Origin of the sequence: Faecalibacterium sp. I3-3-89 (genome assembly GCF_023347275.1) — a bacterium.
GTDB lineage: Bacteria > Bacillota > Clostridia > Oscillospirales > Ruminococcaceae > Faecalibacterium > Faecalibacterium butyricigenerans.
In genome coordinates this window covers 1,473,735-1,497,956 of the sequence record NZ_CP094468.1, presented here as the reverse complement: position 1 = coordinate 1,497,956, position 24,222 = coordinate 1,473,735, and the positions used below count along the sequence as shown (strand labels likewise).

Annotated in this window: 23 protein-coding genes; 16 read left to right on the top strand and 7 right to left on the bottom strand. The window is 64.0% G+C overall.

The genetic code is table 11. The features are described 5' to 3' along the window. Window positions 1-10: 10 nt before the first annotated feature. The 14 genes from priA (at window position 11) to MTP38_RS06930 (ending at window position 16,048) form a co-directional block, all read left to right on the top strand. Window positions 11-2,272, top strand: coding sequence for a replication restart helicase PriA (gene priA / locus MTP38_RS06995; RefSeq protein ID WP_249233082.1), 2,262 nt, complete (start codon window positions 11-13; stop codon window positions 2,270-2,272). A 27-nt stretch (window positions 2,273-2,299) separates the two neighbouring features. Continuing rightward, window positions 2,300-2,836, top strand: coding sequence for a peptide deformylase (gene def / locus MTP38_RS06990; protein ID WP_158403297.1), 537 nt, complete (start codon window positions 2,300-2,302; stop codon window positions 2,834-2,836). Continuing rightward, a complete protein-coding gene (gene fmt / locus MTP38_RS06985) occupies window positions 2,836-3,756 on the top strand; it encodes a methionyl-tRNA formyltransferase (protein ID WP_249233081.1) in 921 nt (306 codons plus the stop codon). Before def ends, fmt begins: the two co-directional genes overlap by 1 nt. Further along, window positions 3,753-5,078: a 16S rRNA (cytosine(967)-C(5))-methyltransferase RsmB gene (rsmB, locus tag MTP38_RS06980; protein ID WP_249233080.1), complete on the top strand. Its 1,326-nt coding sequence runs from the start codon at window positions 3,753-3,755 to the stop codon at window positions 5,076-5,078. Before fmt ends, rsmB begins: the two co-directional genes overlap by 4 nt. A gap of 15 nt (window positions 5,079-5,093) precedes the next feature. Continuing rightward, window positions 5,094-6,134: a 23S rRNA (adenine(2503)-C(2))-methyltransferase RlmN gene (gene rlmN / locus MTP38_RS06975; protein ID WP_249233079.1), complete on the top strand. Its 1,041-nt coding sequence runs from the start codon at window positions 5,094-5,096 to the stop codon at window positions 6,132-6,134. A 13-nt stretch (window positions 6,135-6,147) separates the two neighbouring features. Further along, window positions 6,148-6,897, top strand: a complete 750-nt coding sequence (locus MTP38_RS06970; protein WP_249233078.1) for a Stp1/IreP family PP2C-type Ser/Thr phosphatase — start codon at window positions 6,148-6,150, stop codon at window positions 6,895-6,897. Then, a complete protein-coding gene (gene pknB / locus MTP38_RS06965; RefSeq protein ID WP_249233077.1) occupies window positions 6,890-8,788 on the top strand; it encodes a Stk1 family PASTA domain-containing Ser/Thr kinase in 1,899 nt (632 codons plus the stop codon). Before MTP38_RS06970 ends, pknB begins: the two co-directional genes overlap by 8 nt. 10 nt (window positions 8,789-8,798) lie before the next feature. Continuing rightward, window positions 8,799-9,680 carry a ribosome small subunit-dependent GTPase A gene (gene rsgA, locus MTP38_RS06960; RefSeq protein WP_227621171.1) on the top strand — a complete coding sequence of 294 codons (882 nt, stop codon included), beginning with the start codon at window positions 8,799-8,801 and terminating at the stop codon, window positions 9,678-9,680. 306 nt (window positions 9,681-9,986) lie between these two features. Beyond that, window positions 9,987-10,634 (top strand): thiamine diphosphokinase, encoded by a 648-nt coding sequence (locus MTP38_RS06955; RefSeq protein ID WP_249233076.1) that lies wholly within the window; start codon window positions 9,987-9,989, stop codon window positions 10,632-10,634. A 291-nt stretch (window positions 10,635-10,925) separates the two neighbouring features. Then, complete coding sequence (locus MTP38_RS06950) at window positions 10,926-11,168, top strand: type II toxin-antitoxin system Phd/YefM family antitoxin (protein WP_249233075.1); 243 nt, start codon at window positions 10,926-10,928, stop codon at window positions 11,166-11,168. Further along, the gene (locus tag MTP38_RS06945) at window positions 11,165-11,542 is read left to right on the top strand and encodes a type II toxin-antitoxin system death-on-curing family toxin (RefSeq protein WP_249233074.1); all 378 of its coding nucleotides are present in this window, start codon (window positions 11,165-11,167) and stop codon (window positions 11,540-11,542) included. Before MTP38_RS06950 ends, MTP38_RS06945 begins: the two co-directional genes overlap by 4 nt. Window positions 11,543-11,671: 129 nt before the next feature. Continuing rightward, a complete protein-coding gene (locus MTP38_RS06940; RefSeq protein ID WP_249233073.1) occupies window positions 11,672-12,295 on the top strand; it encodes a hypothetical protein in 624 nt (207 codons plus the stop codon). A 690-nt stretch (window positions 12,296-12,985) separates the two neighbouring features. Further along, window positions 12,986-14,518 carry a DUF3794 and LysM peptidoglycan-binding domain-containing protein gene (locus tag MTP38_RS06935; protein ID WP_249233072.1) on the top strand — a complete coding sequence of 511 codons (1,533 nt, stop codon included), beginning with the start codon at window positions 12,986-12,988 and terminating at the stop codon, window positions 14,516-14,518. Window positions 14,519-14,653: 135 nt separating this feature from the next. Then, window positions 14,654-16,048, top strand: a complete 1,395-nt coding sequence (locus tag MTP38_RS06930) for a uracil-xanthine permease family protein (protein ID WP_227621080.1) — start codon at window positions 14,654-14,656, stop codon at window positions 16,046-16,048. Between the two features lie 61 nt (window positions 16,049-16,109). Here the strand turns inward: MTP38_RS06930 and bilS are convergent, their stop codons facing one another. The 6 genes from bilS to MTP38_RS06900 all read right to left on the bottom strand — a co-directional run bounded on the left by bilS (window position 16,110) and on the right by MTP38_RS06900 (window position 21,331). Further along, window positions 16,110-16,601: a flavodoxin family protein BilS gene (bilS, locus tag MTP38_RS06925; RefSeq protein WP_249233071.1), complete on the bottom strand. Its 492-nt coding sequence runs from the start codon at window positions 16,599-16,601 to the stop codon at window positions 16,110-16,112. A 52-nt stretch (window positions 16,602-16,653) separates the two neighbouring features. Next, window positions 16,654-17,772 carry a bilirubin reductase gene (bilR, locus tag MTP38_RS06920; RefSeq protein ID WP_249233070.1) on the bottom strand — a complete coding sequence of 373 codons (1,119 nt, stop codon included), beginning with the start codon at window positions 17,770-17,772 and terminating at the stop codon, window positions 16,654-16,656. 4 nt (window positions 17,773-17,776) lie between these two features. Beyond that, window positions 17,777-18,184: a bilirubin utilization transcriptional regulator BilQ gene (gene bilQ, locus MTP38_RS06915; RefSeq protein ID WP_249233069.1), complete on the bottom strand. Its 408-nt coding sequence runs from the start codon at window positions 18,182-18,184 to the stop codon at window positions 17,777-17,779. A gap of 161 nt (window positions 18,185-18,345) precedes the next feature. After that, window positions 18,346-18,606 carry a TIGR03905 family TSCPD domain-containing protein gene (locus MTP38_RS06910; RefSeq protein WP_249233068.1) on the bottom strand — a complete coding sequence of 87 codons (261 nt, stop codon included), beginning with the start codon at window positions 18,604-18,606 and terminating at the stop codon, window positions 18,346-18,348. A gap of 78 nt (window positions 18,607-18,684) precedes the next feature. Next, window positions 18,685-19,542: a PHP domain-containing protein gene (locus tag MTP38_RS06905; protein WP_249233067.1), complete on the bottom strand. Its 858-nt coding sequence runs from the start codon at window positions 19,540-19,542 to the stop codon at window positions 18,685-18,687. Between the two features lie 79 nt (window positions 19,543-19,621). Further along, entirely contained in the window at window positions 19,622-21,331 is a 1,710-nt protein-coding gene (locus tag MTP38_RS06900; protein ID WP_249233066.1) for a hypothetical protein, read from the bottom strand. A gap of 474 nt (window positions 21,332-21,805) precedes the next feature. On the opposite strand from MTP38_RS06900, the gene MTP38_RS06895 reads away from it, so the two are divergent. Further along, window positions 21,806-22,606 (top strand): aspartate dehydrogenase domain-containing protein, encoded by an 801-nt coding sequence (locus tag MTP38_RS06895; protein ID WP_249233065.1) that lies wholly within the window; start codon window positions 21,806-21,808, stop codon window positions 22,604-22,606. An 18-nt stretch (window positions 22,607-22,624) separates the two neighbouring features. After that, a complete protein-coding gene (locus MTP38_RS06890; RefSeq protein WP_249233064.1) occupies window positions 22,625-23,545 on the top strand; it encodes an NAD(P)-dependent oxidoreductase in 921 nt (306 codons plus the stop codon). Here MTP38_RS06890 and MTP38_RS06885 read toward each other — a convergent pair. Beyond that, a complete protein-coding gene (locus MTP38_RS06885) occupies window positions 23,519-24,145 on the bottom strand; it encodes an NTP transferase domain-containing protein (protein ID WP_249233063.1) in 627 nt (208 codons plus the stop codon). The genes MTP38_RS06890 and MTP38_RS06885 overlap by 27 nt on opposite strands. Window positions 24,146-24,222: the final 77 nt, after the last annotated feature.

Below are 24,222 nucleotides of genomic sequence, written 5' to 3'. Positions count from 1 at the left end.
GGAGCCGCGAATGCCAAAAACGGTAGGCGTTGCCGTGAGCAACGCGACCTTTCACTTCGACAAACTCTACACTTACGCCGTCATGCCCGACCAGCAGGAGGCCGTCCGCCTCGGCAGCATGGTCCTCGTCCCCTTCGGGCGGGGCAGCAAGGCCCGGATGGGGGTCGTGCTGGCCTGCGACGAGGAGCCGGAGCACGCAAAGCTCAAATACCTCTTCGACGTGGCCCCTGCCTCGGCCTGTCTGACGCCGGAGCTGCTGCGGCTGGTGCATTTTTTGAAAGAGCGCACCTTCTGCACCTACTACGAGGCCGTCAAGGCCGTCATCCCCTACGGCGCACAGTACAAGCCCGCCCTTGCGGCGGACGGCGTGACGCCGGTGCTCCAGAAGCAGCTGACCCGCCACACCGAGAACTGCTATAAGCTGGTGGGGACCTTGCAGCAAAAACCCAAGCCCACGGCCAAGCAGCTGGCGGCGGTGGCTCTGCTGGGCGGGGGAGAGCGCACCCAGAACGAGATGGAGGCCCACGGCATCAGCCGGGCAGTGCTCGACAACCTCTGCGCCAAGGGCGTCGTCGAATGCAGCAAGGTGAACAAATCCATCGACCTGTATTCGTCTATCCCGCTGAAAAACGAACCCATCCGCCTGACGGCAGAGCAGCAGGCAGCCTTCGACGCCCTGCTGCCCGGCCTTGAGGATGCCGCGCCCCACTCGGCGCTGCTCTACGGTGTCACCGGCAGCGGCAAGACGCTGGTCTTTCTGAAGCTCATCGAGCGGTGTCTGGCGCTGGGGCGGCGCGCCCTCGTGCTGGTGCCGGAGATCAGCCTGACGCCCCAGATGATCCTCCGGCTGAAGGGCCAGTTCGGGCGGCGGGTGGCTGTCCAGCACTCGGCGCTGAACCACACCGAGCGGCTGCTGCAATGGCAGATGATACAGGACGGCGGTGCAGACATCGTGGTGGGGACCCGCAGCGCCATCTTCGCGCCGCTGGAAAACATCGGTCTCATCATCATCGACGAGGAGCAGGAGCACACCTACCGCTCCGAGTCGTCGCCCCGCTATGCCGCCCACGAGGTGGCCCGGCAGCGTGCGGCGGAGAATGGGGCGCTCCTCCTCCTCGCCAGCGCCACCCCCAGCACCGAGAGCTTCTACGCGGCCCGGCAGGGCCGCACCCAGCTCGTCCGGCTCACCCAGCGCTACGGCGGCAACCCGCTGCCCAGCGTGAAGATCGTGGATATGCGGGCTGAGCTGGCGGCGGGCAACCCCCGGGAGATCAGCCTTGCGATGGAGGACGCCATCCGGCGCAACCTCGACGCGGGCAAGCAGACCATCCTGCTGCTCAACCGGCGGGGCTATCAGACCATGGCTCAGTGCGACGACTGCCGCGAGGTGCTCAAGTGCCCCAAGTGCAGCGTCCCCATGGTCTACCACAAGGCGGGCCACAAGCTGCTCTGCCACTACTGCGGCACCCAGCTGGACCCGCCCCCCAAGACCTGCCCCGCCTGCGGCGGAAAGCTGCTCTACCGGGGCTTCGGCACCCAGAAGGCCGAGGAGGAATTGGCGGAGCTGTTCCCCGAGGCCCGGGTGCTGCGGATGGATCAGGACTCCACCGCCGCTAAGGACGCCCACGAAAAGCTGCTGGCGAAGTTCGCCCGGCACGAGTACGACATCATGGTGGGTACCCAGATGGTGGCCAAGGGCCTCGACTTTGAGGATGTGACCCTTGTGGGGGTGCTGGGCATCGACTCGCTCCTCTTCGCGCAGGGTTTCCGGGCCTACGAGACGGTGTTCAGCCTCATCACGCAGGTGGTGGGCCGCTCCGGCCGGGCCAAGGACCCGGGCTTTGCCATCATCCAGACCACCGACCCTGACAACCCCGTCCTGAACCTCGCCGCTGCGCAGGACTATGACGCCTTTTTCGAGCAGGAGATCGCCTACCGCAGGTTAGGACTTTACCCGCCCTTCTGCGGCCTCTGCGTCGTGGGCTTCTCCGGGCCGAAGGAGATCGAGGTGGCCCGGGCCGCAGCCCGCTTTGCGGCGCTGCTGGGCCGTCAGGCCGCGCAGCAGCCCGACCTGCCCCTGCGGGTGCTCGGCCCCACCCCCGGCAACATCGAAAAGATCAACGAGAACTACCGCTACAAGCTCACCATCAAGTGCCGGGCGGACAGGCGCTTCCGCGACCTTGTCCGCCAGACCCTCGGCCTCTACGAGCAGGAAAAACTGCCCGCTAAGGCTACTGTGGCCGTGGATATGCACTCGGACGGTGATATTTGAGATAAGAATGATTTGGAGGTATACTTCATGGCTATCCGCAACATTGTGAAAGAGGGCGACCCCATCCTGAATAAGGTCTGCCGCCCTGTGACCAACTTCGACGACCGTCTGGCCACCCTGCTGGACGATATGCGCGAGACGATGATCGCCGCCGACGGCGTGGGCCTCGCAGGCCCGCAGGTGGGGATGCTGCGCCGCGTCTTCGTGGTGTGGGACACCACCGACGCCCCCGAGGAGATCCCCGAGAACTACGAGTACAAGTTCATCGACTTCGTGAACCCTGAGATCCTGGCCGTGTCCGAGGACGAGGAGACTGCCTACGAGGGCTGCCTGTCCTTCCCGGGCCACAACGGCGCGGTCACCCGCCCGGTGGCTGTCAAGGTGCGTGCACAGGACCGTCACGGGGAGTGGTTCGAGCTGGAGGCCGAGGACCTGCTGGCCCGCTGCATCCAGCACGAGAACGACCATCTGGACGGCATCACCATCATGGAGTCCAGCGAGTTCTTCTATGAGGACACCGAGGAGGGCCGCGCCGCTGCCGCCAAGAAGAAGGAGAACGACTGATGCGCATTCTGTTCATGGGCACGCCCGACATCGCGGCGGACTGCCTGAAGGCCCTGTATGAGGCGGGCCACGACATCTGCGCGGTCTACACCCGGCGCGACAAGCCCGTGGGCCGCAAGCAGGTGCTCACCGAGCCCCCGGTGAAGGAGGTGGCGCTGGCCCACGGCACCCCCGTCTTTCAGCCCCGCACCCTGCGGGACGGCGGCGAGGACGAGAACATCCGCGCACTGGCTCCGGAGCTCATCGTGGTGGTGGCCTATGGCTGCATCCTGCCCAAGTCGGTGCTGGAAGCCCCGAAATATGGCTGCATCAACCTCCACGTCTCTCTGCTGCCCAAGTACCGCGGCAGCGCCCCGGTGCAGTGGGCCGTGCTGAATGGCGACGCCGAGACGGGCGTCTCCATCATGCAGATGGACGAGGGCCTCGACACCGGCGATGTGCTGGCCTGCGAGAAGATCGCCATCGACCCCGAGGAGACCAGCGGAGAGCTGTTCGACCGGGTGACGGCTGTGGGTGCCCGCGTCCTCTGTGAGACGGTGCCCGCCATTGCGGCGGGTACGCTGAAGGCTGTGCCGCAGGCCCACGAGAACGCCTCTGCGGCCCCCATGCTGAGCAAGGAGATGGCCGAGTTCCACCTGACCGAGAGCGCCGTCCACATCCACAACTGGGTGCGGGGGATGAATCCGTGGCCCGGCGCATGGTTCGTCACCTCCGGCGGCAAAAAGCTCAAGGTGACGGAGTGCCGCGTGGCAGACAGCCACGGGGAGGCCCCCGGCACGGTGCTGGCGACCAAGCCCCTGACCGTGGCCTGCGGTGAGGGTGCCATCCAGCTGCTCCATGTCGTGCCGGAGGGCAAGAAGCCCATGGACGGCACTTCCTTCGCGGCTGGTCTCCGCCTCAAGGCGGGGGATACCCTGTGAGCGGCCCGAACCCCCGCGCGGCGGCGGTGGCGGCGCTGGTGCGGCAGGAGCAGGACGGCTTTTCCAACCTCATCCTCGACGCAGAGCTGCGCCGCCAGAAGCTGGAGGGCCGGGATAAGGCCTTCGCCAGCGCGATCTTCTACACCGTCCTCGAGCACCGGGGGACGCTGGACTATATCCTCGGGCAGTTCCTGCCCAAGGGTCTGGCCAAGCTCGACCCGCAGGTGCGGGAGATTCTCCGCGCCGCGCTGGCACAGGCGCGGTATATGCAGGTGCCCGCTTCGGCGGCGGTCAATGAGGCGGTCAAGCTGACCCGCACCTTCAAGAAGGCCAGCGCCTCCGGCCTCGTGAACGCCGTGCTGCGCCGTGCCATCGCCTACGACCTCGACACCGCCGTCTTTGCCGACGCGGTGGAGCGGCTGATGGTGCTGGGGTCGGCGGGCCGGGATGTGGCCGCCTTCCTCCACGCCAGCTACCCCGACGAGGCGCTGGACATCCTGACCCACACCGCAGACGGCGGCCTGACCAGCCTGCGGGCCAACCCCCTGAAAGGGACGCCGGAGGCCCTCTGCGAAAAACTGCTGGCATCGGGGGCGAAGACCGCCGCGCCGGGCCTCGTGCCGGGCAGCGTTCTGGCCCGCTTCGAGGGCAGCCCGGCAGAGAGCGGGCTGTTCCGGGAGGGATACTTCCACGTCGAGGGGCAGGCCAGCCAGCTTGCCGCCCTCTGCGTGGAGGCAAAGCCCGGCGACACCGTCCTCGACCTCTGCGCCGCCCCCGGCGGCAAGAGCCTGCTCCTCATCGAGGAGATGGAGGACGAGGGGCGGCTGGTGAGCTGCGACGTCAGCGAGAACCGCGTCCAGCTCATCCGGAAGGCCGTGGAGCGGATGGGCTTTGCCCATGTGGAGCCGCGGGTCTCGGACGGCACCAAGCCGGACGCAGACCTGCCCATGGCCGACCGCATCCTTGTGGACGCCCCGTGCAGCGGCCTCGGCATCCTTGCCAAGAAGCCGGACATCCGGTACAAGACCCTCGAAAAAGCGCGTCACGATGAATTATTGGCCACCCAGTCGGCCATTCTGGATACAGCCGCCGCCCATCTCAAGCCCGGCGGGCGGCTGGTCTACTCGACCTGCACCATCGACCCCTCCGAGAACGAGGAGCAGGTGAGGGCCTTTGTGGGCCGTCACCCGGAGTTCCGGGTGGTGACGCCGGAGGTGGCCTTCCCCTCCGGGATGACGGTGGGGGACTGGGGCGCGCTCTCGGTGCCCACCCGCACCGGCATGGACGGCTTTTTCCTCTGCGCGATGCAGAAAGTTCCCTGATAAAAGGAGATTCCAATGGATACAAAACGCTGTATATCCTCCCTGACGCTGGAACAGCTGACGGCGGAGCTGAAAGCGATGGGCCAGCCCGGCTTCCGGGCCAAGCAGATCTTTCACTGGGTGCACCAGAAGCTCGTGACCGACTTTTCGGCCATGACCGACCAGCCCAAGACCCTGCTGGCAAAGCTGGAAGAGGCCTTTTACATCGCCGCGCCCATCATCGAGCGGCGGCAGGAGGCCAAGGACGGCACGGTGAAATACCTGCTGCGGATGGCCGACGGCAACTGCATCGAGACGGTCGTGATGCGCTACCACTACGGCAACACGGTCTGCGTGTCCACGCAGGTGGGCTGCCGGATGGGCTGCCGCTTCTGCGCGTCCACGCAGGCGGGCCGCGTCCGCAACCTCGAGGCGGGCGAGATCTGTTCCGAGATCTATACCGCCCAGAAGGACATCGGAGAGCGCATCTCTCACATCGTGCTGATGGGCATTGGCGAGCCGCTGGACAATTTTGACGAAGTGATGCGCTTTCTTGAGAACATCTCTTCCCCCGAGGGCGTCAACATCGGGATGCGGAACATCAGCCTCTCCACCTGCGGCCTCGTGCCGAAGATCGACCAGCTGGCGGAGAAGAAATTGCAGCTGACCCTCTCCGTCTCCCTCCACGCCCCCAACAACGACATCCGCAGCGGCATGATGCCCGTCAACGATGCCTACCCGGTGGAGGTGCTGATGCAGGCGGTGCGCCGCTATCAGGACACCACGGGCCGGCGGGTGAGCTTCGAATACTCGATGGTACGGGGGGTCAACGACTCGGACGCCTGCGCCAAGCAGCTGGCCGACCTCATCCGGGGCATGGGCGCCCACGTCAACCTCATCCCCATCAACCCGGTGGACGGCAGCCCCTACTCGGCCACCGACGCGGCCAACGTCCGGCGCTTCCAGCAGAAGCTGGAGAGCCTCGGCGTCAACGCCACCGTCCGCCGCCGTCTGGGCAGCGAGATCAGCGCCGCGTGCGGCCAGCTCCGCCGCGACGAGATGAACGGCAAAGCCTAAAAAGGAGAAGCCTATGAAACTTGCAGGAAAAACAGACGTCGGCAGCGTCCGGCAGGAGAATCAGGACGACTACCGGGCGGGGGAGCTGCCCGGCGGCGCGGCATGGGGGCTTGTGTGCGACGGCATGGGCGGCGCAAGAGGAGGCCGTGAGGCCTCGCTGAGCGCCTGCGATGTCATCGAGCACTGCTTCCTTGAACAGTACGCCCAGTGTCTGCCCGGCGACGAGGAGAGCTTCCTGAAGCGGGCGCTCATCAGCGCCAACCGCTTCGTCTTCCAGAAAGCCTCCCGGGTGGAGGAGCTTGCGGGGATGGGCACCACGGCGGTCTGCGCCCTCGTGCGGGGCGGGACGGCCTACCTCTGCCACGCGGGCGACTCCCGCGCCTACCTCTGCCGGGAGGGGAAGCTCACCCAGCTGACCCACGACCACTCCTATGTGCAGGAGCTGGTGGACTGCGGCACCATCACCCCCGAGGAGGCCGAGCATCACCCCCAGAAGAACATCATCACCCGGGCGCTGGGCGTGGACTACCGCCTTGAGCCGGAGTTCACCAGCTGCCCCGTCCAGCAGGGCGACCTGCTGCTGCTCTGCACCGACGGCCTCACCAACGTCCTGCCCAAGGACAAGATGGAGGAGCTGCTGACCAAAGGCGGGTTCTACGACATCCCCGACCGGCTGGTGGACGCCGCCAACGCGGGCGGAGGCCCCGACAACATCACCGCGCTGCTGCTGGGTGTGGAGCCGCTGGAGGTGAAGCATGGATAATCTCATCGGGAAGACGCTGGATGGGCTTTACACCATCCGGGAGCTGATCGGCACCGGTGGGATGGCCAACGTCTATAAGGCTGTGGTGACGGCCCCCGGCGGGCCTGTGCCGGAGGGGACGGTCGTGGCCGTCAAGGTGCTGCGGCAGGAGCTGATGCACGACGCCGACCTTGTCCGCCGCTTCAAGAACGAATCCAAGGCCATCTCCCTGCTCAACCACCCCAACATCGTGAAGGTGTATGACGTTTCCGTCAGCGAGAACTTACAGTATATCGTCATGGAGTGTGTGGAGGGCATGACCCTCCGGGAGTACCTCAACGAGCGGGGCGGTAAGATCACCAGCCGCGAGACCGTCCACTTCATCGGCCAGATCCTCCGCGCCCTCGACCACGCCCACCGCAACGGCGTCGTCCACCGGGACATCAAGCCCCAGAACATCATGCTGCTGGACAACGGCCAGCTGCGGATGATGGACTTCGGCATCGCCCGCATCTCCCGGGCGGAGAACCAGATCCAGAACGGCCGGAAGGCGATGGGCAGCGTCCACTATATCAGCCCCGAACAGGCGAGGGGAGACGAGACCGACCCCAAGAGCGACCTGTACTCGGTGGGCGTCATGATGTACGAGATGCTCTCGGGCAAGCTCCCCTTCGACGCAGACGACATGGTGGAGGTGGCCCGCAAGCAGATCACGGACGACCCGAAGCCGCTGGCCGAGCTGGCCCCCGAGGTGCCGCTGGGCCTCGTCCAGATCACAGAGCGCGCCATGGCAAAGCTGCCGGTGAACCGGTACGCCAGCGCCGCCGAGATGCTGGAAGCGCTGGACGCCTATGTGCGCGACCCGTCCATCACGTTCGACTATCAGTATGTAAAAGAGGAAGTCCCCGAAAAGGCGGTGAATGAACCTATGGCAGAAAAGCGGACCATCCGCAGACCGCCCGAGGCGCAGAAAACGCGCACCAAGGCGAAAAAGAAGAAGCCCGGCGCCTTTATGCCGGTGCTGCTGGGCATCACGGCGGCCTTTGCGCTGGCCTGCGCGGCCCTGTGCTGGGTCATCCTGAGCGACTCGAGCAACATCATGAACAAGAAAGCCGACATCGTGCTGAGCGATTTCAGCGGCATGACGCAGGACGAGGTGAACGCCTCCCCGCAGGTGGCCTCCGGGCAGGTGGTCGTCAACTGGGAGCAGGAGTACAGCAACGACTACGCCGCCGGTCATGTCTACAAGCAGTCGCCGGTGGCGGGCCGCACCGTCCGCGAGGGCCAGAGCGTGACCCTCACCGTCAGCCTCGGCGTCCATTACGTCACCGTCCCCGACCTGACCAACTATGTGCAGGCCGACGGCGAACAGCAGCTCAAGGATCTGGGCGTCTCGGTGCTGGTGACGCAGGCCGTGGATGAATCGGTGGCCGCAGGCTCCATCATCCGCACCGATCCCGCCGCAGGCAGTCAGGTGGCCGCAGGCACCACCGTCGTCATCTACGTCAGCCGCCCGCAGGTGGCCACCACCACCAAGGTGCCCAGCCTCATCGGCATGAGCGTGAACGACGCCCGCACCCTGCTGGTGCAGAAGAAGCTGGGCCTCGGCGGCCAGACCGAGCAGTACAGCGACCAGCCCGTGGGCACCATCATCAGCCAGTCGCCCGGCGAGGGCGCATCGGCCAAGCTCAACACCCGCGTCAGCGTGGTGGTCAGCGCAGGGCCGGAGCCTGCACCGGAACCGGAAGCCCCCAGCGAGAGCACCAGCAGCTCCGGCGGCGGCTGGTGGAGCGGCCTGTTCGGCAGCGGCAGCTCGTCCTCGTCCAGCACTGCCGCCAGCGAGAGCAGCAGCGCCTCCTCCGGGAGCACCGGCGGCGGCCTCGGCGACTGGTGGACGTCGTGGCTGGGGTAAGGGAGAGACTATGACAGGTTATATCACAAAAGGCATCGGCGGATTTTATTACGTCAAAACGTCGGAAGGCATCGTGGAGTGCAAGCCCCGGGGCATCTTCCGCAAGCAGAAGCTCACCCCCGTGGCGGGCGATGTGGTGACGCTGGAAACGGAAAACGGCGCGGCGGTCATCGCGTCCATCGCGCCCCGGCGGAACGTCTTCGTCCGCCCGCCGATGGCCAACCTCGACGTGCTGTTCCTCGTGGCCAGCACCACCCAGCCCACCCCCAGCACCCTCGTGCTGGACAAGCTCTCGGCCATCGCCGTGGACAAGGGCGTCCAGCCCGTCATCGTCTGCACCAAGGGCGACCTCGCCGAGGCGGAGTTCCTGCGCAGTGCCTACGAGAAGTCCACGCTGCCCTTCATCCGCATCGACCACCGGACGGGGGAGGGCCTCGACGAGATCCGGAACTGGATCAATGGCCGTCTCTGCGCCTTCTGCGGCAACTCGGGCGTGGGCAAATCCACCCTCCTGAACGCCCTGCTGCCCGATGTGGAGCGGGAGACCGCTGCCATCAGCCAGAAGCTGGGCCGGGGCCGCCACACCACCCGCGAGGTGACGATCTTTGAAGCCTTTGGCGGGCGAATCGCCGACACCCCGGGCTTTGCCAGCCTCGAGGCCAGCCGGGCGGGCTTCATCCCCAAGGAGAACCTGGAGCACGCTTTCCCGGAGTTCGGCCCCTACCTCGGCGAGTGCCAGTTCACCGGCTGCTCCCACCGCTCGGAGAAGGGCTGCGCCGTCCGGGCCGCGCTGGCCGAGGGCAAGCTCTCCCAGACCCGCTACGACAGCTACTGCGCCATGTACGACGAGGTCAAGGACGTGAAGGAATGGCAGAGGCCGAGGGGAGTGTAAGGCAAAGCCTTCCCGTGAGCAAAAGCCTCTCCCTTTGGGAGAGGTGTCTGCGAAGCAGACGGAGAGGGCAAGCCAGTTACGACAGAGCTGCTGCGCAGCGATAGGCGGCCTTTTTGTCAGAGCAATACGATCGCTGTGTGGAGCTGTCTTGTCAGCGTCCTTGCCCTCTCAGGCGCTCCGCGCCAGCTCCCCCAAAGGGGGAGCCACTGGCGAGCCGGGCCACTCTGAACTGCCCGCTGAAAGTGTAATTTTACGCAAAAGGGTGGGCCTCGCTTACGGGGGCAGGCCCTAGAAAGAAGGAAATCAATGTCCCGCTGTGTTATTTTGTCGGCCTGCCCCGTCAGCCCTGCGCTGGCGGCGGCGCTGCGGCCCGACGACACCATCATCGCCTGCGACGCGGGCTACCGCAACTGTGAGCCGCTGGGCTGCCGCCCCGACATCATCGTGGGCGACTTCGACACCGCGCCCTGCCCGGCGCAGGAGGACGGCATCATCGTCCTGCCCCACGTCAAGGACGACACCGACACCGAATATGCGGCAAAGCTGGCCTCCGAGAAGGGCTTCGACGAGGCGCTTTTGCTGGGTGCGCTGGGCGGCAGACGCCTCGAGCACACGCTGGCGAACCTCTGCACCGGCCTCGGCCTTGAGCAGCGGGGCGTCCGGGCCACGCTCCTCGACGAGCGTAGCCGCATTACCTTCGTGATGCCCGGCGAGACCCGCCGCTACCCGAAGGGCAAATACTTCTACCTCTCCGTCTTCCCGATGGAGGGCAGGGCCGAGGGCGTCTCGGAGCGCGGCTCGTTCTACGAGCTGACGGACGCCGTCCTCACCGCAGGCTACCCCCTCGGCGTCAGCAACGAGTACGCCGACGGCTCCGACTGCATCACCATCTCCACCCGGAAGGGTGCGCTGGTGGTGGTGGAGACGGTGCCGGATGGCCCGATCCTGAGCTGAGAGTCACATTCTGCGCCCCGCCCGCCTATAATGGCATAGAAAACGAGAGAAAGGTGGTCGGCGCTATGCAGGTGGTCGTGCTCAAAAGCCCCAAGTGTCTGAGGGGGCTGCTCCGCAGACTGTTCGGGATAAAAAAGGAAACGCAGGACTAAAGAAAACAGAAGCCGCCGTGCCGCCCGGGAAGACCGGGGGCGCGGCGGCTTTTTCTGCGGTCTGGGAGTGGAATGATAAATCTAGGTTGAATTTATCCTACGATTTGAGTATACTAAAGACAGAAGGGAGTCTGATGTTATGAATATCAATACGGATACGATGGTGCCCATCTCGGTCGCAAACCAGAATTTTTCCAAAGTTGCGCGTCTGGTAGACCAGTTCGGCTCAGCGGTCATCCTGAAAAACAACGCACCCCGGTATATCATCTACGAGTTCAATCAGGCAGATGCCATGCAGGCCGCAGCAGACGACGATGTACTGGCTTCCTCGCTGAAGCTGATGGATCGCAACAAGCGTGTCTATGAGGAGCTTGCCAAATGAAGGTGTTGACCAAACGGCAGATACTTCTGCTGCATTCGGCACTGATCCGACAATCCGGCGGATCGGATGGCATCCGGGACGAGGGGCTTTTGGACTCGGCTGTCAGCACACCGTTCCAGACCTTTGCCGATCAGGAACTCTACCCCTCTCTGTTGGAGAAGGCCGCCCGGCTGGGGTTTGGATTGATCTGCAACCACCCGTTTATCGACGGCAACAAGCGGATAGGTACGCACGCGATGCTGGTCTTTCTGGACATCAACCAGATCACATTGTCCTATGAAGACGATGATCTGATCGAAACGATCCTGCGCGTGGCGTCGGGAACACTGGACTATAACGGTCTGCTGGGCTGGCTGCAAGAACACTTGGAGTAAAGCGGCCTTTTTCACCCCCCAAATCTGCGTGAAAGGCCTTGAAATCTGCGTGAATCGCACTTGCGGGGGGCGGCGAGGCAAGTTATAATAGAGCTACCGAAACACATCGCACGAATGGAGGTAACGACCATGAAACGGAAAAAATTCCTTGCCCTCGCCCTCGCGGGCGTGATGACCGCAGCGACCCTCACCGCCTGCGCACCGCTGGAGGACCTCTACGACTGGTTCTTTGGCAGCGGGAGCGGCAGCGCTTCCCACGGCAGCGAAAAGGGCCTTGTGAGGGAGTCCGAGGAGCTTAACAATAAGCTCGAGCCGCTCAAGGCGTATTTGGAACTTTCTGAAACCACAGTAAGCGACAAGGCCAAGGAGACGCTTGAGGCAGTGGCAAAAAAATTTGACGCGGAATGGCTCATCGACGGCGAGTTGGTGAACAAGCCGGCTATAGATGCTGCGCTCGGATCCATCATGAAAGACAAATTGTTAAACCAGCAGTTATGCGTGGACGTGATGGAATGGCCTTCCTCCGACGGGACAGCGGTTACTGATCCGGGTCACAGGATGATTTACGTAGGTAGCTATAAGGATCGAGGGCCTGATCCTGATACTGGTGTGCCTTCCTATGACTCTCGTCTGACAAAGTATTCTTTCTTAAAAGCTCAATTGAAATCCCTCAATATAAATAACGCTGAACTATACGCTGGTACGTTCCAGAAAGGCGATAAAACATACGCCGCGATGGTCATCATATTTTAGGAGCGAAAGCAGTGATTAGGCTCTGCTTTACACACCCTTTTCCGGAAAGAAAGCTTTTCCCCCTCGGAGCGGGCTAGCCCTCTCAGTCTCGCTCCGCTCGCCAGCTCCCCCAAAGGGGGAGCCACTGGCGTGTCGGTCAGGCCCACGCGGGACGAGCAAAGCTTACTCTATCCGAAAACGGTAGTGCCCTGCTACAGAGATTCACAACAGCTTGACAAGGGATATTGTCCCGAAGCTGCTGCCCTCTGTAGCAGGGCACTATTTTTTGCGCCATATTGAGCTTCCAGCGGTCAGCGCAGAGTTGCCCGACATGCCAATGCCTCTCCCTTTGGGAGAGGTGGCATTGCGAAGCAATGACGGAGAGGGCAAGCCGCGGGGAGAGCCTTTTCAACTGCACGATACGGCTCCACTGCGGTGGAACAAGTGGCGAAGTTCCTATAAATTAAACGATACATCATTAAATATCAGTTGTTCGCCAACGTGGCGAAGTTCCCCCGATTGGCGAAGTACCTATTTCGCCAGCTGGGCACAAGTTCGCCACCTTGGCGAAGTTTGTTTTATGGCGTTGGTACGCTGATATTTGGGAACTTCGCCAGATAACCTGCATGGCTCGGAGGTGCAGCTCCGTCATACCGCCCTTCCTGCCCGCATACACTTTCCCAAGAGCAAGGACAGGAAAGGAGCATCACCATGGAGCTGAAAGTGTTCCGGGACGTTCTGCCTGCGGCGGGTGCGGACTGCACGGCCAAGGCAGAGCTGCCCCTTGAGACCGAACTTCTCATCTCGGACTATCTGCCGCCGGTGCAGCGCATCGTCAAGTGCTTCGCGCAGCCGGTGGTGCTGCAAAAGCAGCTGGCCCCCGGGCGGCTGACGCTGGAAGGGTATCTGCGCTGCACCGTCTATTATCAGGGCGAAGAGGGGGCGGGCCTGTGCCAGACCGAGCAGAAGCTGCCCTTCACCAAGACCCTCGAGCTGCCCAGCTTCGGGGCCACCGCGTGGACGGCCTGCGTCGAGGGCCAGACCGAGTACCTCAACTGCCGGGCCGTCAACTCCCGCCGCATCGAGGTGCGGGGGGCCTATGGGCTGGTGGTGAGCGTCCACGCCCAGCTGTCCACCGAGGTCATCACAGCCCTCAGCGAGGGCGGCATCGAGCAGAAGCTGACGACCCTTGGGGGCGTGCGGCGGGCCGCCACCCTCGAAAAGCTCGTCACCATCGAGGGGGCGCTGACCTTCCCCAAGCCCCCCGCCGCCATCCTCGACATCACCGGCACCGCCGAGGTGAGGGAGCTGAAGCGGATGCAGGGCAAGGCCGTGGCGAAGGGGACCCTCCGCGCCCTCTGCGCGTGGCGGGCCGAGGGGGACGCCGCCCTCCTGAGCCAGACCGCCGAGCTGCCCTTCCATCAGATCGTGGACGTGGAGGGGCTGAGCGAGGACTGCCAGTGCCTGTGCACCCTTGCGCCGGTGGGCTTTGCCGCCGCCGAGGGGGAGACCGCCGAGGACGGCAGCGCCTCCACCACCCTGACGGCCACCGCCCTGCTCCGGCTGAGCGGCTGGCGCCCCTACCAGCTCCAATGCGTGGCCGACGCCTTTTCCACCCGCTTCGCCGCCGAGGTGACGCCCCAGACCATCGCCACCGAGGGGCTGCTCTGTACGCTGGACGAGACGACGGTGCTGCGGGGGTCCGGGCCGCTGCCCGATGCGGGCGCGCACATTCTGGCCTGCTTTGCTTCCTTCGGGCCGGTGAGCCTGACGCGGAGCGAGGGGAGGGCCGCGCTGACGGCCCGGGCCGTGGTGTCGGCTTTCGCCGAAAACACCCTCGGGGAGATCGAGTGCTACGAAAAGGCGCTGGACTACGCCCTGCCCCTGCCCGCCGATCTCCCGCCCGACGCCCAAGCCTACCCTGAGTGCTGGCTGACAGTGCAGGACGTACAGTGCACCAGCGCGGGCGGTGCGCTGGAGGTGTCCCTCACCGTCCGGGCCGAGGGCGCAGTGCTGGTGCGGCAGACGTGGCCGCTGGTGGGCGGGGTGGAGCTGGGCGACCCGCTGGCCCCCGCCGACCCCGAGGTGTCGCTGCGCATCTGCTATGCGCAGGCGGGGGAGGAGCTTTTCGCCATCGCCAAGCGCTACCACGTCTCGCCGGGCCAGATGCTCGCCGCCAACGACCTGCCCGAGGGCACAGAGCGCCTCGATGAGGCTCAAAGACTGCTGGTGCCGGGGGTGTAGGGGGAGCGGGAGAAGTACGACTTATGACGAAAAGAGGAAGAAAAACTTCGAAAACATCTACCGTTTCCGCCGCTGGTCTGCTATAATTTTCTATGCTTGTTACAAAACCCGGAAGTGAAGCAAAGGAGCTAGGATATGATAAAGAGCGCTGAACTGGAAAATTCGGCATATGATTTCGAGGCGAAGATGCCGCTGCGCCACGCCGTCCCGCTGGGCCTGCAGCACGTTTTCGCCATGTTCGTGGGCAACCTCACCCCGCTGCTCATCATCACCAGCGCCTGCGGCATCGCAGGCGGTGAGTTTGCAGACCTGCAGGTGAGCCTGCTGCAGAACGCCATGTTCGTGGCGGGCATCGTCACGCTGGTGCAGCTGTACGGCCTTGGCCCGGTCGGCGGCAAGGTGCCCATCATCATGGGCACCAGCTCGGGCTTCCTCGGCGTCTTCAACAGCGTCGCGGCCACCATGGGCGGCGGCGTCACGGCCTACGGCGCCATGATGGGCGCATCCATTCTGGGCGGCCTGTTCGAGAGTGTGCTGGGCGTCTTCCTCAAGCCCCTGCGCAAGCTCTTCCCCCCGGTGGTCACGGGCACGGTGGTGCTGTCCATCGGCCTGTCCCTGATCTCCGTGGGCGTCAACTCCTTCGGCGGCGGCAACGCGGCCAAGGACTTCGGCTCGGTGGAGAACCTGCTGCTGGCCCTCTTCGTGCTGGTGGTCATCCTCTTCTTTAAGCACTGGACGAAGGGCTTCCTCAGCTCCTCCTCCATCCTCGTGGGCATCGTCGCGGGCTATCTGGCCGCCATCGTCATGGGCTTCGTCCTGCCCACCACCGGCGTCACCGCCGAGGGCGTGGAGTTCACCAAGGCATGGGTGCTGAACTGGCACAAGGTCGCCGAGGCCAGCTGGTTCGCCATCCCGAAGCTGGTGCCCGTTAAGATCGTCTTTGACCTCCGCGCCATCCTGCCCGTCATCATCATGTTCATCGTCACCGCTGTGGAGACGGTGGGCGACATCTCGGGCGTCATGGAGGGCGGCATGGGCCGTGAGGCCACCGATAAGGAGCTGTCCGGCGGCATCATCTGCGACGGCCTCGGCTCCACCGTGGCCGCCTGCTTCGGCGTCCTGCCCAACACCTCCTTCAGCCAGAACGTGGGCCTCGTGGCCATGACCAAGGTGGTCAACCGTGGCGCACTGGCCACCGGCGCCATCTTCCTGATGCTCTGCGGCCTCATCCCCAAGCTGGGCGCACTTATCTCCATCATGCCGCAGGCCGTTCTGGGCGGCGCAGCCGTTATGATGTTCTCCTCCATCGTGGTGTCCGGCATCCAGCTCATCACCAAGGAGAAGATGACCCCCCGCACCCTGACCATCGTTTCTGTCGCGCTGGGCGTGGGCTACGGCATGGGTGCGAACGCCAGCATCCTCGCCAACACCCCCCAGTTCGTCCAGCTCATCTGCGGCGAGAGCGGCATCGTGCCCGCCGCCTTTGTGGCGATCATCCTCAACTGCCTGCTGCCGCGGGAGGAGAAGTAACTCTTTCTCTGGAACATAGCAAAGCCCCCTTTCGGAACGCTCCGAAAGGGGGCTTTGTTTGTCACCGAACGGCCTGCTTCAGCCGCGCCAGATCGTCGGCATCTGGGTGAGAGAGGGCCTTGTCGAAATTCTCGATCAGCATATCCAGATTCGGCATATGGATGGGCTGCTTCTTCATCGCTTCATACCGCTGGCGCACCGACAGCGGCATCTTGCCCTGACACATGAAGCTGCCGATGAGGGTGTTGCTGCGGTCGAGAGACTTTTGGACGGTCTTTAAGATCTTGTTGAAATAGCCCTCGCTGCCGCCAAAGCCTGCTGTGCCGAAGAGAAAGACCTTCTTTCCGTGCAGCTGTTCCAGAAATTCCAGAATTGCGGCGTCGGCGGTGCCTTTGTCCGTCCAGAAGCCCACATAGAGGGTGTCGGCGTCCAGAGCAGCAGGGTCCGGAGCGCCGAAATAAGCGCAGGTGTCCTGCGGCAGACTGTCGTGGAGGGTGTCTGCCAATAATTTCGTGTTGCCTGTTTTGCTGCTGAATACGATGGCGTAGCGCATAGATTCTCCTTTGGAGCCGTTGGCTCTCTGAAATGATGATGGTACGGGCGGCTCAGGCTTCTTTCACCCGCAGCGCATCGTAGATGCAGCGGGTGCCCTGATGGGCCATCAGCCCGCCCAGACACTTTTTGTTGCAGCGGACACAGCGGTGGATCTGTGCCGCCTGTCCGTTTTTCAATTTGTTCACTAAGTCCGGGTCAGCCAGAAGCGGACGGCTCATGGCGGCGCACTGGATGCGCCCGCTGGCGAGCTGCTGCTCCACGAAATCGGGGTCGTTCAGGCCGCCGACCCCGCAGAGGGGCAGGGCGGTATACTGCCGCACCTCGTCGCAGAACTTGAGGAAGCACCCCGGCTGTCCGAAATAGGGATGGCTGGCCGGGGGGATGGTATCCTCCAAGGCCGAGTGGTTCGCCAACGTCACATGGAAGCTGGTGACGCCCGCCTGTTCCAGCAGCGGGACGAAGACCGAAAGCTCTTCCTCCGCCACACCGGCGTTGCCAAAGTGCGGGCCCTCCTGCCGGACGGCCAGCTTGTAATCAATGGGCATCCCCGGGACAGCCGTCCGGACGGCCCGGACGGCCTCCACCGCAAAGCGGGCGCGGTTCTCTGCGCTGCCGCCGTATTCGTCGGTGCGATGATTGAAGAGGGCCGAGCTGAAGCTGCCGCACATCCGGTCGCCGTGCACCTGCACCATGTCGAAGCCCGCCTGTCTGGCCAGCAGGGCGGCTTTCCCGAAGCCGTCGAGGATGTTCTGGAGCTTGCGCTTGGGCAGCTTGGTGATGTAGGGGCCGACGGCTTCGTTCAGCTTCTCCCGCAGCTGGTCGGGGGTGAGCTTCTTCGTCAGGAGGGCGGGAAGGTACTTGAACATCGCCAGCAGGTCGGAGTCGCTCTGGTGGAGCTGGGCGCAGAGCTTGCAGTCTGCGGCGTGGGCGATCTCTGCGAGCTGCTGATAAAAGGCAAAGCCCTTGGCATCGAAGAGCGACTTCTCAAACCTGCTTTTGCCCACCGGGACATCCCCGACGATGATCATGGCGCAGCCGCCCTCGGCGAGTGCGCGGTATTTTGCAAGGGTCTCCTCGTCCGACAGGCCGAAGGTGGTGGGCGCAAAAAGAATGCGGTTCTTCAGCCGCAGCCCGCCGTAATCGACGGGGCTTAAAATCGTTTCGTACATCGTTTCACCCTTTCTTTTTTGCTGCTTTTTGCAGGAGGGCTAGCAGCTGCTGCCGCTCCGGGGCCGTCAGCCCGCTCAGCGCCTCCGCGTCCCAGTCGGCAAAGACCCGGTGACAGACCATAAAGGCCTGTTCGCCCTGCGAAGTCAGCCGCAGACGGTAGCTGCGCCCCGGCTTTTCCCTCGTCAGAAAGCCGTCCTCGACCAGCTTGACAAGGCTGCGCTGGGAGTGTCCCCAGTCCAGATGCAGCTCCTTGGTCAGCTCCGAGGGGGTGCAGTCCGGGTGCTTTCCGACGTAGAGGATGAAATACATCTGCCCGAAGTTCAGGCCCAGCTCCTGCAGGCGCTGGCTCGTATAAGCGGCGAAGGCTCTGTGCAGGGTCAGGATGCAGGAGGATACGGTATAAGGCTCCATGTGCTCAGCTCGCTTTCTTCTGCTTTCTTATCTAGGATGGAATGCAGTATAGCACATTAACTTGACAAAGTCAAGTAATGCGGCATCAAAAATCGCCGGGGGTGCTGTCGGGCAGCTCCCGGCGATCTTGTACAGCGATATTCCGGCGCGAAGACCGCTTTTTACAGCTCCGCCAGAGCGCGCTTGAGATTCTGGGCGATCTGGTCGGGGCAGCTGGTGGGACGGGGGCCGCAGGTCGTGCCCTCCATCCGGGCGATGGCGTCCTCCACCTTCATGCCCTTGAGCAGGCGGCTGATGCCCTTCAGGTTGCCGTTGCAGCCGCCGACGACTTCGATGGACTCGATGGTGTGGTCATCGTTCAGCACGATGTGGGTCTCTTTGGAGCAGGTGCCCTTGTTGGGGTAGCTGAAAGACTTGCTCATATTCATACATCCTCTCTCTATGGCCGATTGACAGTCGTATTATACACCCGCAGGGCAGAAAATGTCAATGTGACCCAGTCACAGTGTGCCGCCCCGGCGCTGGCGGGCCAGCGCTTCCACCCGGGCGATCTGGTCGTCGGCGGTGACGCAGGCCCCCACAGGGTGGGGCTTGCCGTGGTTCGCGCCGTGGAAGTCGCTGCCGCCGGTGACGATGAGGCCGTGGGCCGCGCAGAGGGCGGCGCACTCGGCCCTGTCCTCGGGGCTGTTGCGGGGATGGTCCACCTCGATGCCGTCGATGGCCCCTTCGGCCACCAGCTCCCGCACAAGGGGCATACTCTTGTACACCGTCGGGTGGGCGAACACCACCACCGCCCCGGAGGCTCTGGCTGTGGCCAGCACCTCCCGCACCGGCGGGTAGGCGGGGGAGTGGAGGCATCTGCCCCGAGGCTCCCAGCCGAACAGCTCATGGTACAGCCCGGTGTAGATGCCGTCGCACAGGCCCAGCTGCTGCAGCGCCTGCATGATGCCGCTCTTGAAGAGGACGCCGCTGTCCTGCGCGTACTCCAGCGCCTGCTCGGTGCGGAACTGGGGGTAGAGCGCCTCGATCTCCCGGCAGCTCTGCAAGGCGCACTCGTTGCGGCGCTGGCGCATGATGTCGCAGTGCCGCCGCAGGGCGGGGCTGTCAGGGTCGGGCCAGAAGGCCAGAATGTGGACGCGGTGGCTCCGTTGGAAGTCGTAGCCGGTCAGCTCGGCGGCGGGGATGAGCCGCACGCCGTCCTGCACCGGGTGGTCGTAGGCGTACTGTGCGCTGAGGATGGTGTCGTGGTCCGAGAGGGCCAGAGCGCTCAGGCCCAGCCGTGCTGCCATCAGGGGCAGACGGTGGATGGGCACAGAGCCGTCAGAGCAGGTGGAATGGGTGTGAAGATCGCCAGCCATAGTTTCTATTCCCTCGATTTGCGTGTGATTTTTCTACGCCCATAGTGTAGCACAAAACGAATCGGGGGACAAGAGCGCCTCAGCCCACGGTGAGGCTGGAAGCGGTGAGCCGGTGGGTCAGGACGGCCTCGGCGTCCTCGCCGCCCATGGCCAGCAGCTCATCCACCGAGAGGGTGGTGGAGCAGAGGATGGTCTGGAAGGTGATGGTATCGATGCCCTCAGCCCGCAGCTGACGCAGGGTGGCCAGCGAGGCCCGGAGGGAGGCCGTGAACCGCCCGACGCGGATAGAGAGGACGTTGTTGCCCCGGATGCTGGTGTAGGAGATGCGCTGGCCGTCCTTGTCGGTGACGACGAGACCCGGGAAGACCGACTCCTGCACAGAGGCGTCCGCAGAGCCGCCGCCCGACGCGGAGGGAACCGCAGGAACAGGGTCGGTGGGGAGGGTGATGTTGTTGCCCTCGGAGTTGTAACGGGTGATGGAGCTGCCCTCAGCAAGGCCGGAGAACTCCTGCTCGATGCCGTTGGCACCGATGGCAACATTGTCTTTTCCAGCGGTGGCTGTGATAGTCACTTTGCCCTCGAGGGTGATGTCGGCATCTGCATCGCTTTCGCAGCCAGCACCGATGCCCGCGCCGCCAATAACGATTTCTTCCTCTTCATCTGTACCGCCGCCGACCGCTTTGACGGTGGGACTGCCGTTCGCATTGCTCTTGATGGTGATTTGATTGCCATTGTTATTGCTGCTGTTTTTAGCGCCAGCACCGCCGCCGATGGCCGCGCCGCCTGCGCCTCCGGCAGCGTTGACTTTGGTGTTGCCCTCGATGGTCACATTGCCGAGACCAAAAATACCACCGCCGATACCTGCGCCATAAGCGCCGCCCTGCACATTGTCGATTTCGGCATTATCCTTGATGACCACGTTACCGTTGCCGATTTTATCGGGGGAACTAAATGCGCCGCCGCCGATGCCTGCCGCACCGTAGCCGCCGGTCACATTCTCAATTTTTGCATTGCCGGAGATCGTCACATCACCGTCGTGGCCATAACCGCCGCCAATGCCTGCACCGTATTTCGTGCTGGATGCATTTTTAATAACAGCGTCGCCGGTTACCGTAACGGTCGCACCGTTATAATAACCACCGCCGATGCCCGCGCCGCCGCCACTGTCATCACCGTCACCACCGCCTACGGCAGTGATGGTGCCGCCGCTGATGGTCACATTGCCGCTGCCGTTGCAGCCGCCGCCGATGCCAGCGCCTAAATAACCGCCGGTCGCATTGATCTCGCCGCCGGTGATCTCTACATAAGCCGTACCGTCCGTGCCGTTGCCGTCGGAACCACTGCCAATGCCTGCACCCCAATCGTCACCGGTGGCCGTGATATTGCCGCCAGTGATCTTTACCTGAGTGTCATTGCTGCCAGCGCTGCCGATGCCTGCGCCTTTGAATCCACCGGTAGCGTCCAGACTGCCGTTCTTATCTTTGTCCTGAATGGTCAGTTCGCCGCTGGTGTCGGTCTTGTTGTACTCCAATCCGGCATGGCCAGCGCCGCTCTTCAGCTCGTTGTCGCCATCCAGCTCGATATTGGTATCGCCCTTGCCGGTCACGCTCACGGCGGCTTCGCTCCCTCTGCTGGCGTCGATGTTTACATCTTTGAGCGTGACCTCTACCTTATCGTCCTCGTCTTTGGCGTCGATGGTCACGGTGTTGGAAGAAGCGGTGTCCTTGTCATGATTTGTGATGACGGTGTCCTTATCGTTGTCGACCGTATCCTTGCCGGTCTGCTCCACCTTGTTGGTGCCGGCCTCGGTACCTGCCGAGATGACGATGTCGCCATCCTCAATATAATAGGTGCCTGCAAAGGCGGGGAAGGCCGCCCCGGTCAGCAGAGCGGCAGTCAGGATAAACGCCGCTGCCCGCTGAGAGGCCGGACGGGGTGAATCGTTACCCCCCCCGTATGGAGAGGCCGACCCAGAACACGCATCGCAAGCTTACGATAAGACAACATACAAAAACCTCCTTTGAATGGTGAAAATAAGTGGTAAAAACAGGGAACGTCTGACTGTCCTGAATGTACCACATTTGCGGGGAAAAATCAATAAAACCTGCGCGAATCGCCCTGTTTCCTGCGTGAATGGAGAAGATACGACCAAAAGAATGCCTTTTGGCGAAGAAGAAGCGCCACTTTTGCTTTTCCGGGGTAGACATGGTATACTGGGAAAGGAAAAACCCGCCGATCAGGCGGGAAAAAGGAGAATGGTATCATGAAAACGAAATTTGGCATCGTGGGCTGCGGCTTCCTCGGAAATATTGTGGCCGACGCGTGGAAGAGGGGCCTGCTGGAAGACTACGAGCTGGTGGGCGTCACCAGCCGCACCTTCGCCTCGGCAGAGAAGACGGCGTCCGCCGTGGGCTGTGCGGCCTGCGCGGACGTGGACGCCCTGCTGGCGCTGGAGCCGGAGTACATCGTGGAGGCGGCCTCGGTGGAGGCGGTGCGGGCCATGGCGGTGCCGGTGCTGCGCCGGGGCGTGAGCCTCGTGGTGCTGTCCATCGGTGCGTTCGCCGACCTCGCCTTCTACGAGGAGGTCAAGCAGGCGGCCCGGGAGGGCGGGGCCAAGGTGCATCTGGCCAGCGGTGCCATCGGCGGCTTCGACGTATTGCAGACCGTCACCCTCATGGCTGAGGCCCAGAAGCTGGACGAAAAGGCCGGTATCGAGACCCACACCGGCGCGAAGGGCTTCCGCAACACCCCCGTCTGGGCTGACCATCTGCTGACCGACACCGAAAAGACCACCGTTTTCACCGGCAGTGCCAAGGAGGCCATCGCCACCTTCCCCCGCCGGGTGAACGTCGCCGTGGCCACCTCGCTGGCCACCACCGGCCCGGACGTCACCGGCGTGACCATGCACTCCGTCCCCGGCTGGGTGGGCGACGACCACTGCATCACCGCTGAGATCGAGGGCGTCAAGGCTGTGGTGGACATCTGCTCCTCCACCAGCGCCATCGCCGGGTGGAGCGCCGTGGCCCTGCTGCGCAACCTCGCCTCGCCGGTCTGCTTCTATTAAATAAGGAGGGAAAGCGCTATGTTCCAGAAACTGGTCGCCATCGAGCCGGTCAGCCTCATCCCCTCGGCGGAAGAGGCCCTGCATCAGTACGCTAGGGAGGTCGTGCTCTTCCGGGACGTCCCCGCCGACGCGGACGAGATCGTCCGCCGTATCGGGGACGCCGACGCGGTGCTCCTGAGCTATACCTCCCGCATGGGCCGGGACGTCATCGCCCGCTGCCCCGATCTGTGCTACATCGGGATGTGCTGCAGCCTCTACTCCGAGAAGAGCGCCAACGTGGACATCGCCTTTGCCCGGGAAAAGGGCATCCGGGTGCTGGGCATCCGGGACTACGGCGACCGGGGCGTGGTGGAATATGTCCTCCACGAGCTGACCGGCCTGCTCCACGGCTTCGGGATGCCGATGCTCCGGGACGAGCCGGTGGAGATCTTCGGCCTCCAGGTGGGCGTCGTGGGTCTGGGCGTCTCGGGCCGGATGATCGCCGACGCGCTGGCCTTCCTCGGCGCGGACATCTCTTATTACAGCCGCAGCCGCAAGCCGGACGCCGAGGCTGCGGGCATGAAGTACAAGCCTCTGGACGCCCTTCTGCGGGACAGCGAGGTGGTCTTTACCTGCCTGAACAAGAACGTCCTGCTGCTGGGCGGGCCGGAGTTTGAGGCGCTGGGGGAGGGCAAGGTCCTCTTCAATACCTCCATCGGCCCCGGCTTCGACTCCGCCGCCCTCGAAGCGTGGCTGGACAAGCCCGGCACCCACTTCTTCTGCGACACCTACGCCGCCGCCGGCCCGGTGAGCGAGGGCTTCTTCGCCCGTCCCAACGTCCACAGCCCGGGCGTCTCGGCCGGACGCACCAAGCAGGCCTTCGTGCTGCTGAGCGAGAAGGTGCTGGCAAACCTGAAAAAGGCGCTGGACGGCTCAGAGGAAACGCTTCAGCGCCTCTAAGCGCTCCACCGTATCCGCATCTTCCAGCTCCTCGGCGCTCTGGGCGTACACGGCCCGGACGCAGCCGGGGTGCTGGCGGATGACTACGCCGCCGCCCTTGCCCTCGGGCAGGGCGCGCAGGGCGTCGAAATGACCGCTTCCGAACAGGACGGGACTCCCCAGCAGAGGCTCTGCGCCCCCGGCGCGCCAGCCCAGACGGAGGATGACCCGTTCTGTTTCTTTTTGCGCGTGGAAGTCGCGCACCATGGCCTCGAGGCTCTCCCGCCGCAGCAGCGGCTGGTCGCCGGGCAGGAAGATGCACCCCCCGAGGCCGGGGCACTCGCCCAGCAGCGCGTCAAGGCCGAGGCGGACGGTGTCGTTCCGGCCCGGCAGGCTGTGGAGGACGGTCGCTGCACCCGCCGCCCGGGCGAGACGCGCCACCTCCGCCGACCGGGTGACGACCACCCGGGCCGCAAGGGCGGGGGAGGCCGTGACGGCCAGCGCCCGGGCGATGAGGGGCGCGCCGCCGAAGTCGGCCAGAAGCTTATCCGAGCCGAAGCGCACCGCCCGCCCCGACGCCATGATGACGCAGCCCACCGCCGCCTGCTTCGTCTGTTCCATCGTCTCGTCCTCCCCTGCATGGAAAAGTTGAATCGCTACAGTGGCATTATAGCGGATTTTGTGATAGAATAAAAGCA

Excerpts from the sequence above, each read along its gene's own strand:
- MTP38_RS06935 (WP_249233072.1), top strand. The coding sequence starts at position 12,986 with ATGGAGCTGAAAGTGTTCCGGGACGTTCTGCCTGCGGCGGGTGCGGAC.
- bilQ (WP_249233069.1), bottom strand. The coding sequence starts at position 18,184 with ATGGAGCCTTATACCGTATCCTCCTGCATCCTGACCCTGCACAGAGCC.
- bilS (WP_249233071.1), bottom strand. The coding sequence starts at position 16,601 with ATGCGCTACGCCATCGTATTCAGCAGCAAAACAGGCAACACGAAATTA.
- def (WP_158403297.1), top strand. The coding sequence starts at position 2,300 with ATGGCTATCCGCAACATTGTGAAAGAGGGCGACCCCATCCTGAATAAG.
- MTP38_RS06950 (WP_249233075.1), top strand. The coding sequence starts at position 10,926 with ATGAATATCAATACGGATACGATGGTGCCCATCTCGGTCGCAAACCAG.
- rlmN (WP_249233079.1), top strand. The coding sequence starts at position 5,094 with ATGGATACAAAACGCTGTATATCCTCCCTGACGCTGGAACAGCTGACG.
- MTP38_RS06930 (WP_227621080.1), top strand. The coding sequence starts at position 14,654 with ATGATAAAGAGCGCTGAACTGGAAAATTCGGCATATGATTTCGAGGCG.
- MTP38_RS06895 (WP_249233065.1), top strand. The coding sequence starts at position 21,806 with ATGAAAACGAAATTTGGCATCGTGGGCTGCGGCTTCCTCGGAAATATT.
- fmt (WP_249233081.1), top strand. The coding sequence starts at position 2,836 with ATGCGCATTCTGTTCATGGGCACGCCCGACATCGCGGCGGACTGCCTG.
- MTP38_RS06905 (WP_249233067.1), bottom strand. The coding sequence starts at position 19,542 with ATGGCTGGCGATCTTCACACCCATTCCACCTGCTCTGACGGCTCTGTG.
- MTP38_RS06910 (WP_249233068.1), bottom strand. The coding sequence starts at position 18,606 with ATGAGCAAGTCTTTCAGCTACCCCAACAAGGGCACCTGCTCCAAAGAG.
- MTP38_RS06970 (WP_249233078.1), top strand. The coding sequence starts at position 6,148 with ATGAAACTTGCAGGAAAAACAGACGTCGGCAGCGTCCGGCAGGAGAAT.
- MTP38_RS06940 (WP_249233073.1), top strand. The coding sequence starts at position 11,672 with ATGAAACGGAAAAAATTCCTTGCCCTCGCCCTCGCGGGCGTGATGACC.
- MTP38_RS06885 (WP_249233063.1), bottom strand. The coding sequence starts at position 24,145 with ATGGAACAGACGAAGCAGGCGGCGGTGGGCTGCGTCATCATGGCGTCG.
- MTP38_RS06955 (WP_249233076.1), top strand. The coding sequence starts at position 9,987 with ATGTCCCGCTGTGTTATTTTGTCGGCCTGCCCCGTCAGCCCTGCGCTG.
- bilR (WP_249233070.1), bottom strand. The coding sequence starts at position 17,772 with ATGTACGAAACGATTTTAAGCCCCGTCGATTACGGCGGGCTGCGGCTG.
- pknB (WP_249233077.1), top strand. The coding sequence starts at position 6,890 with ATGGATAATCTCATCGGGAAGACGCTGGATGGGCTTTACACCATCCGG.
- priA (WP_249233082.1), top strand. The coding sequence starts at position 11 with ATGCCAAAAACGGTAGGCGTTGCCGTGAGCAACGCGACCTTTCACTTC.
- rsgA (WP_227621171.1), top strand. The coding sequence starts at position 8,799 with ATGACAGGTTATATCACAAAAGGCATCGGCGGATTTTATTACGTCAAA.
- MTP38_RS06890 (WP_249233064.1), top strand. The coding sequence starts at position 22,625 with ATGTTCCAGAAACTGGTCGCCATCGAGCCGGTCAGCCTCATCCCCTCG.
- MTP38_RS06945 (WP_249233074.1), top strand. The coding sequence starts at position 11,165 with ATGAAGGTGTTGACCAAACGGCAGATACTTCTGCTGCATTCGGCACTG.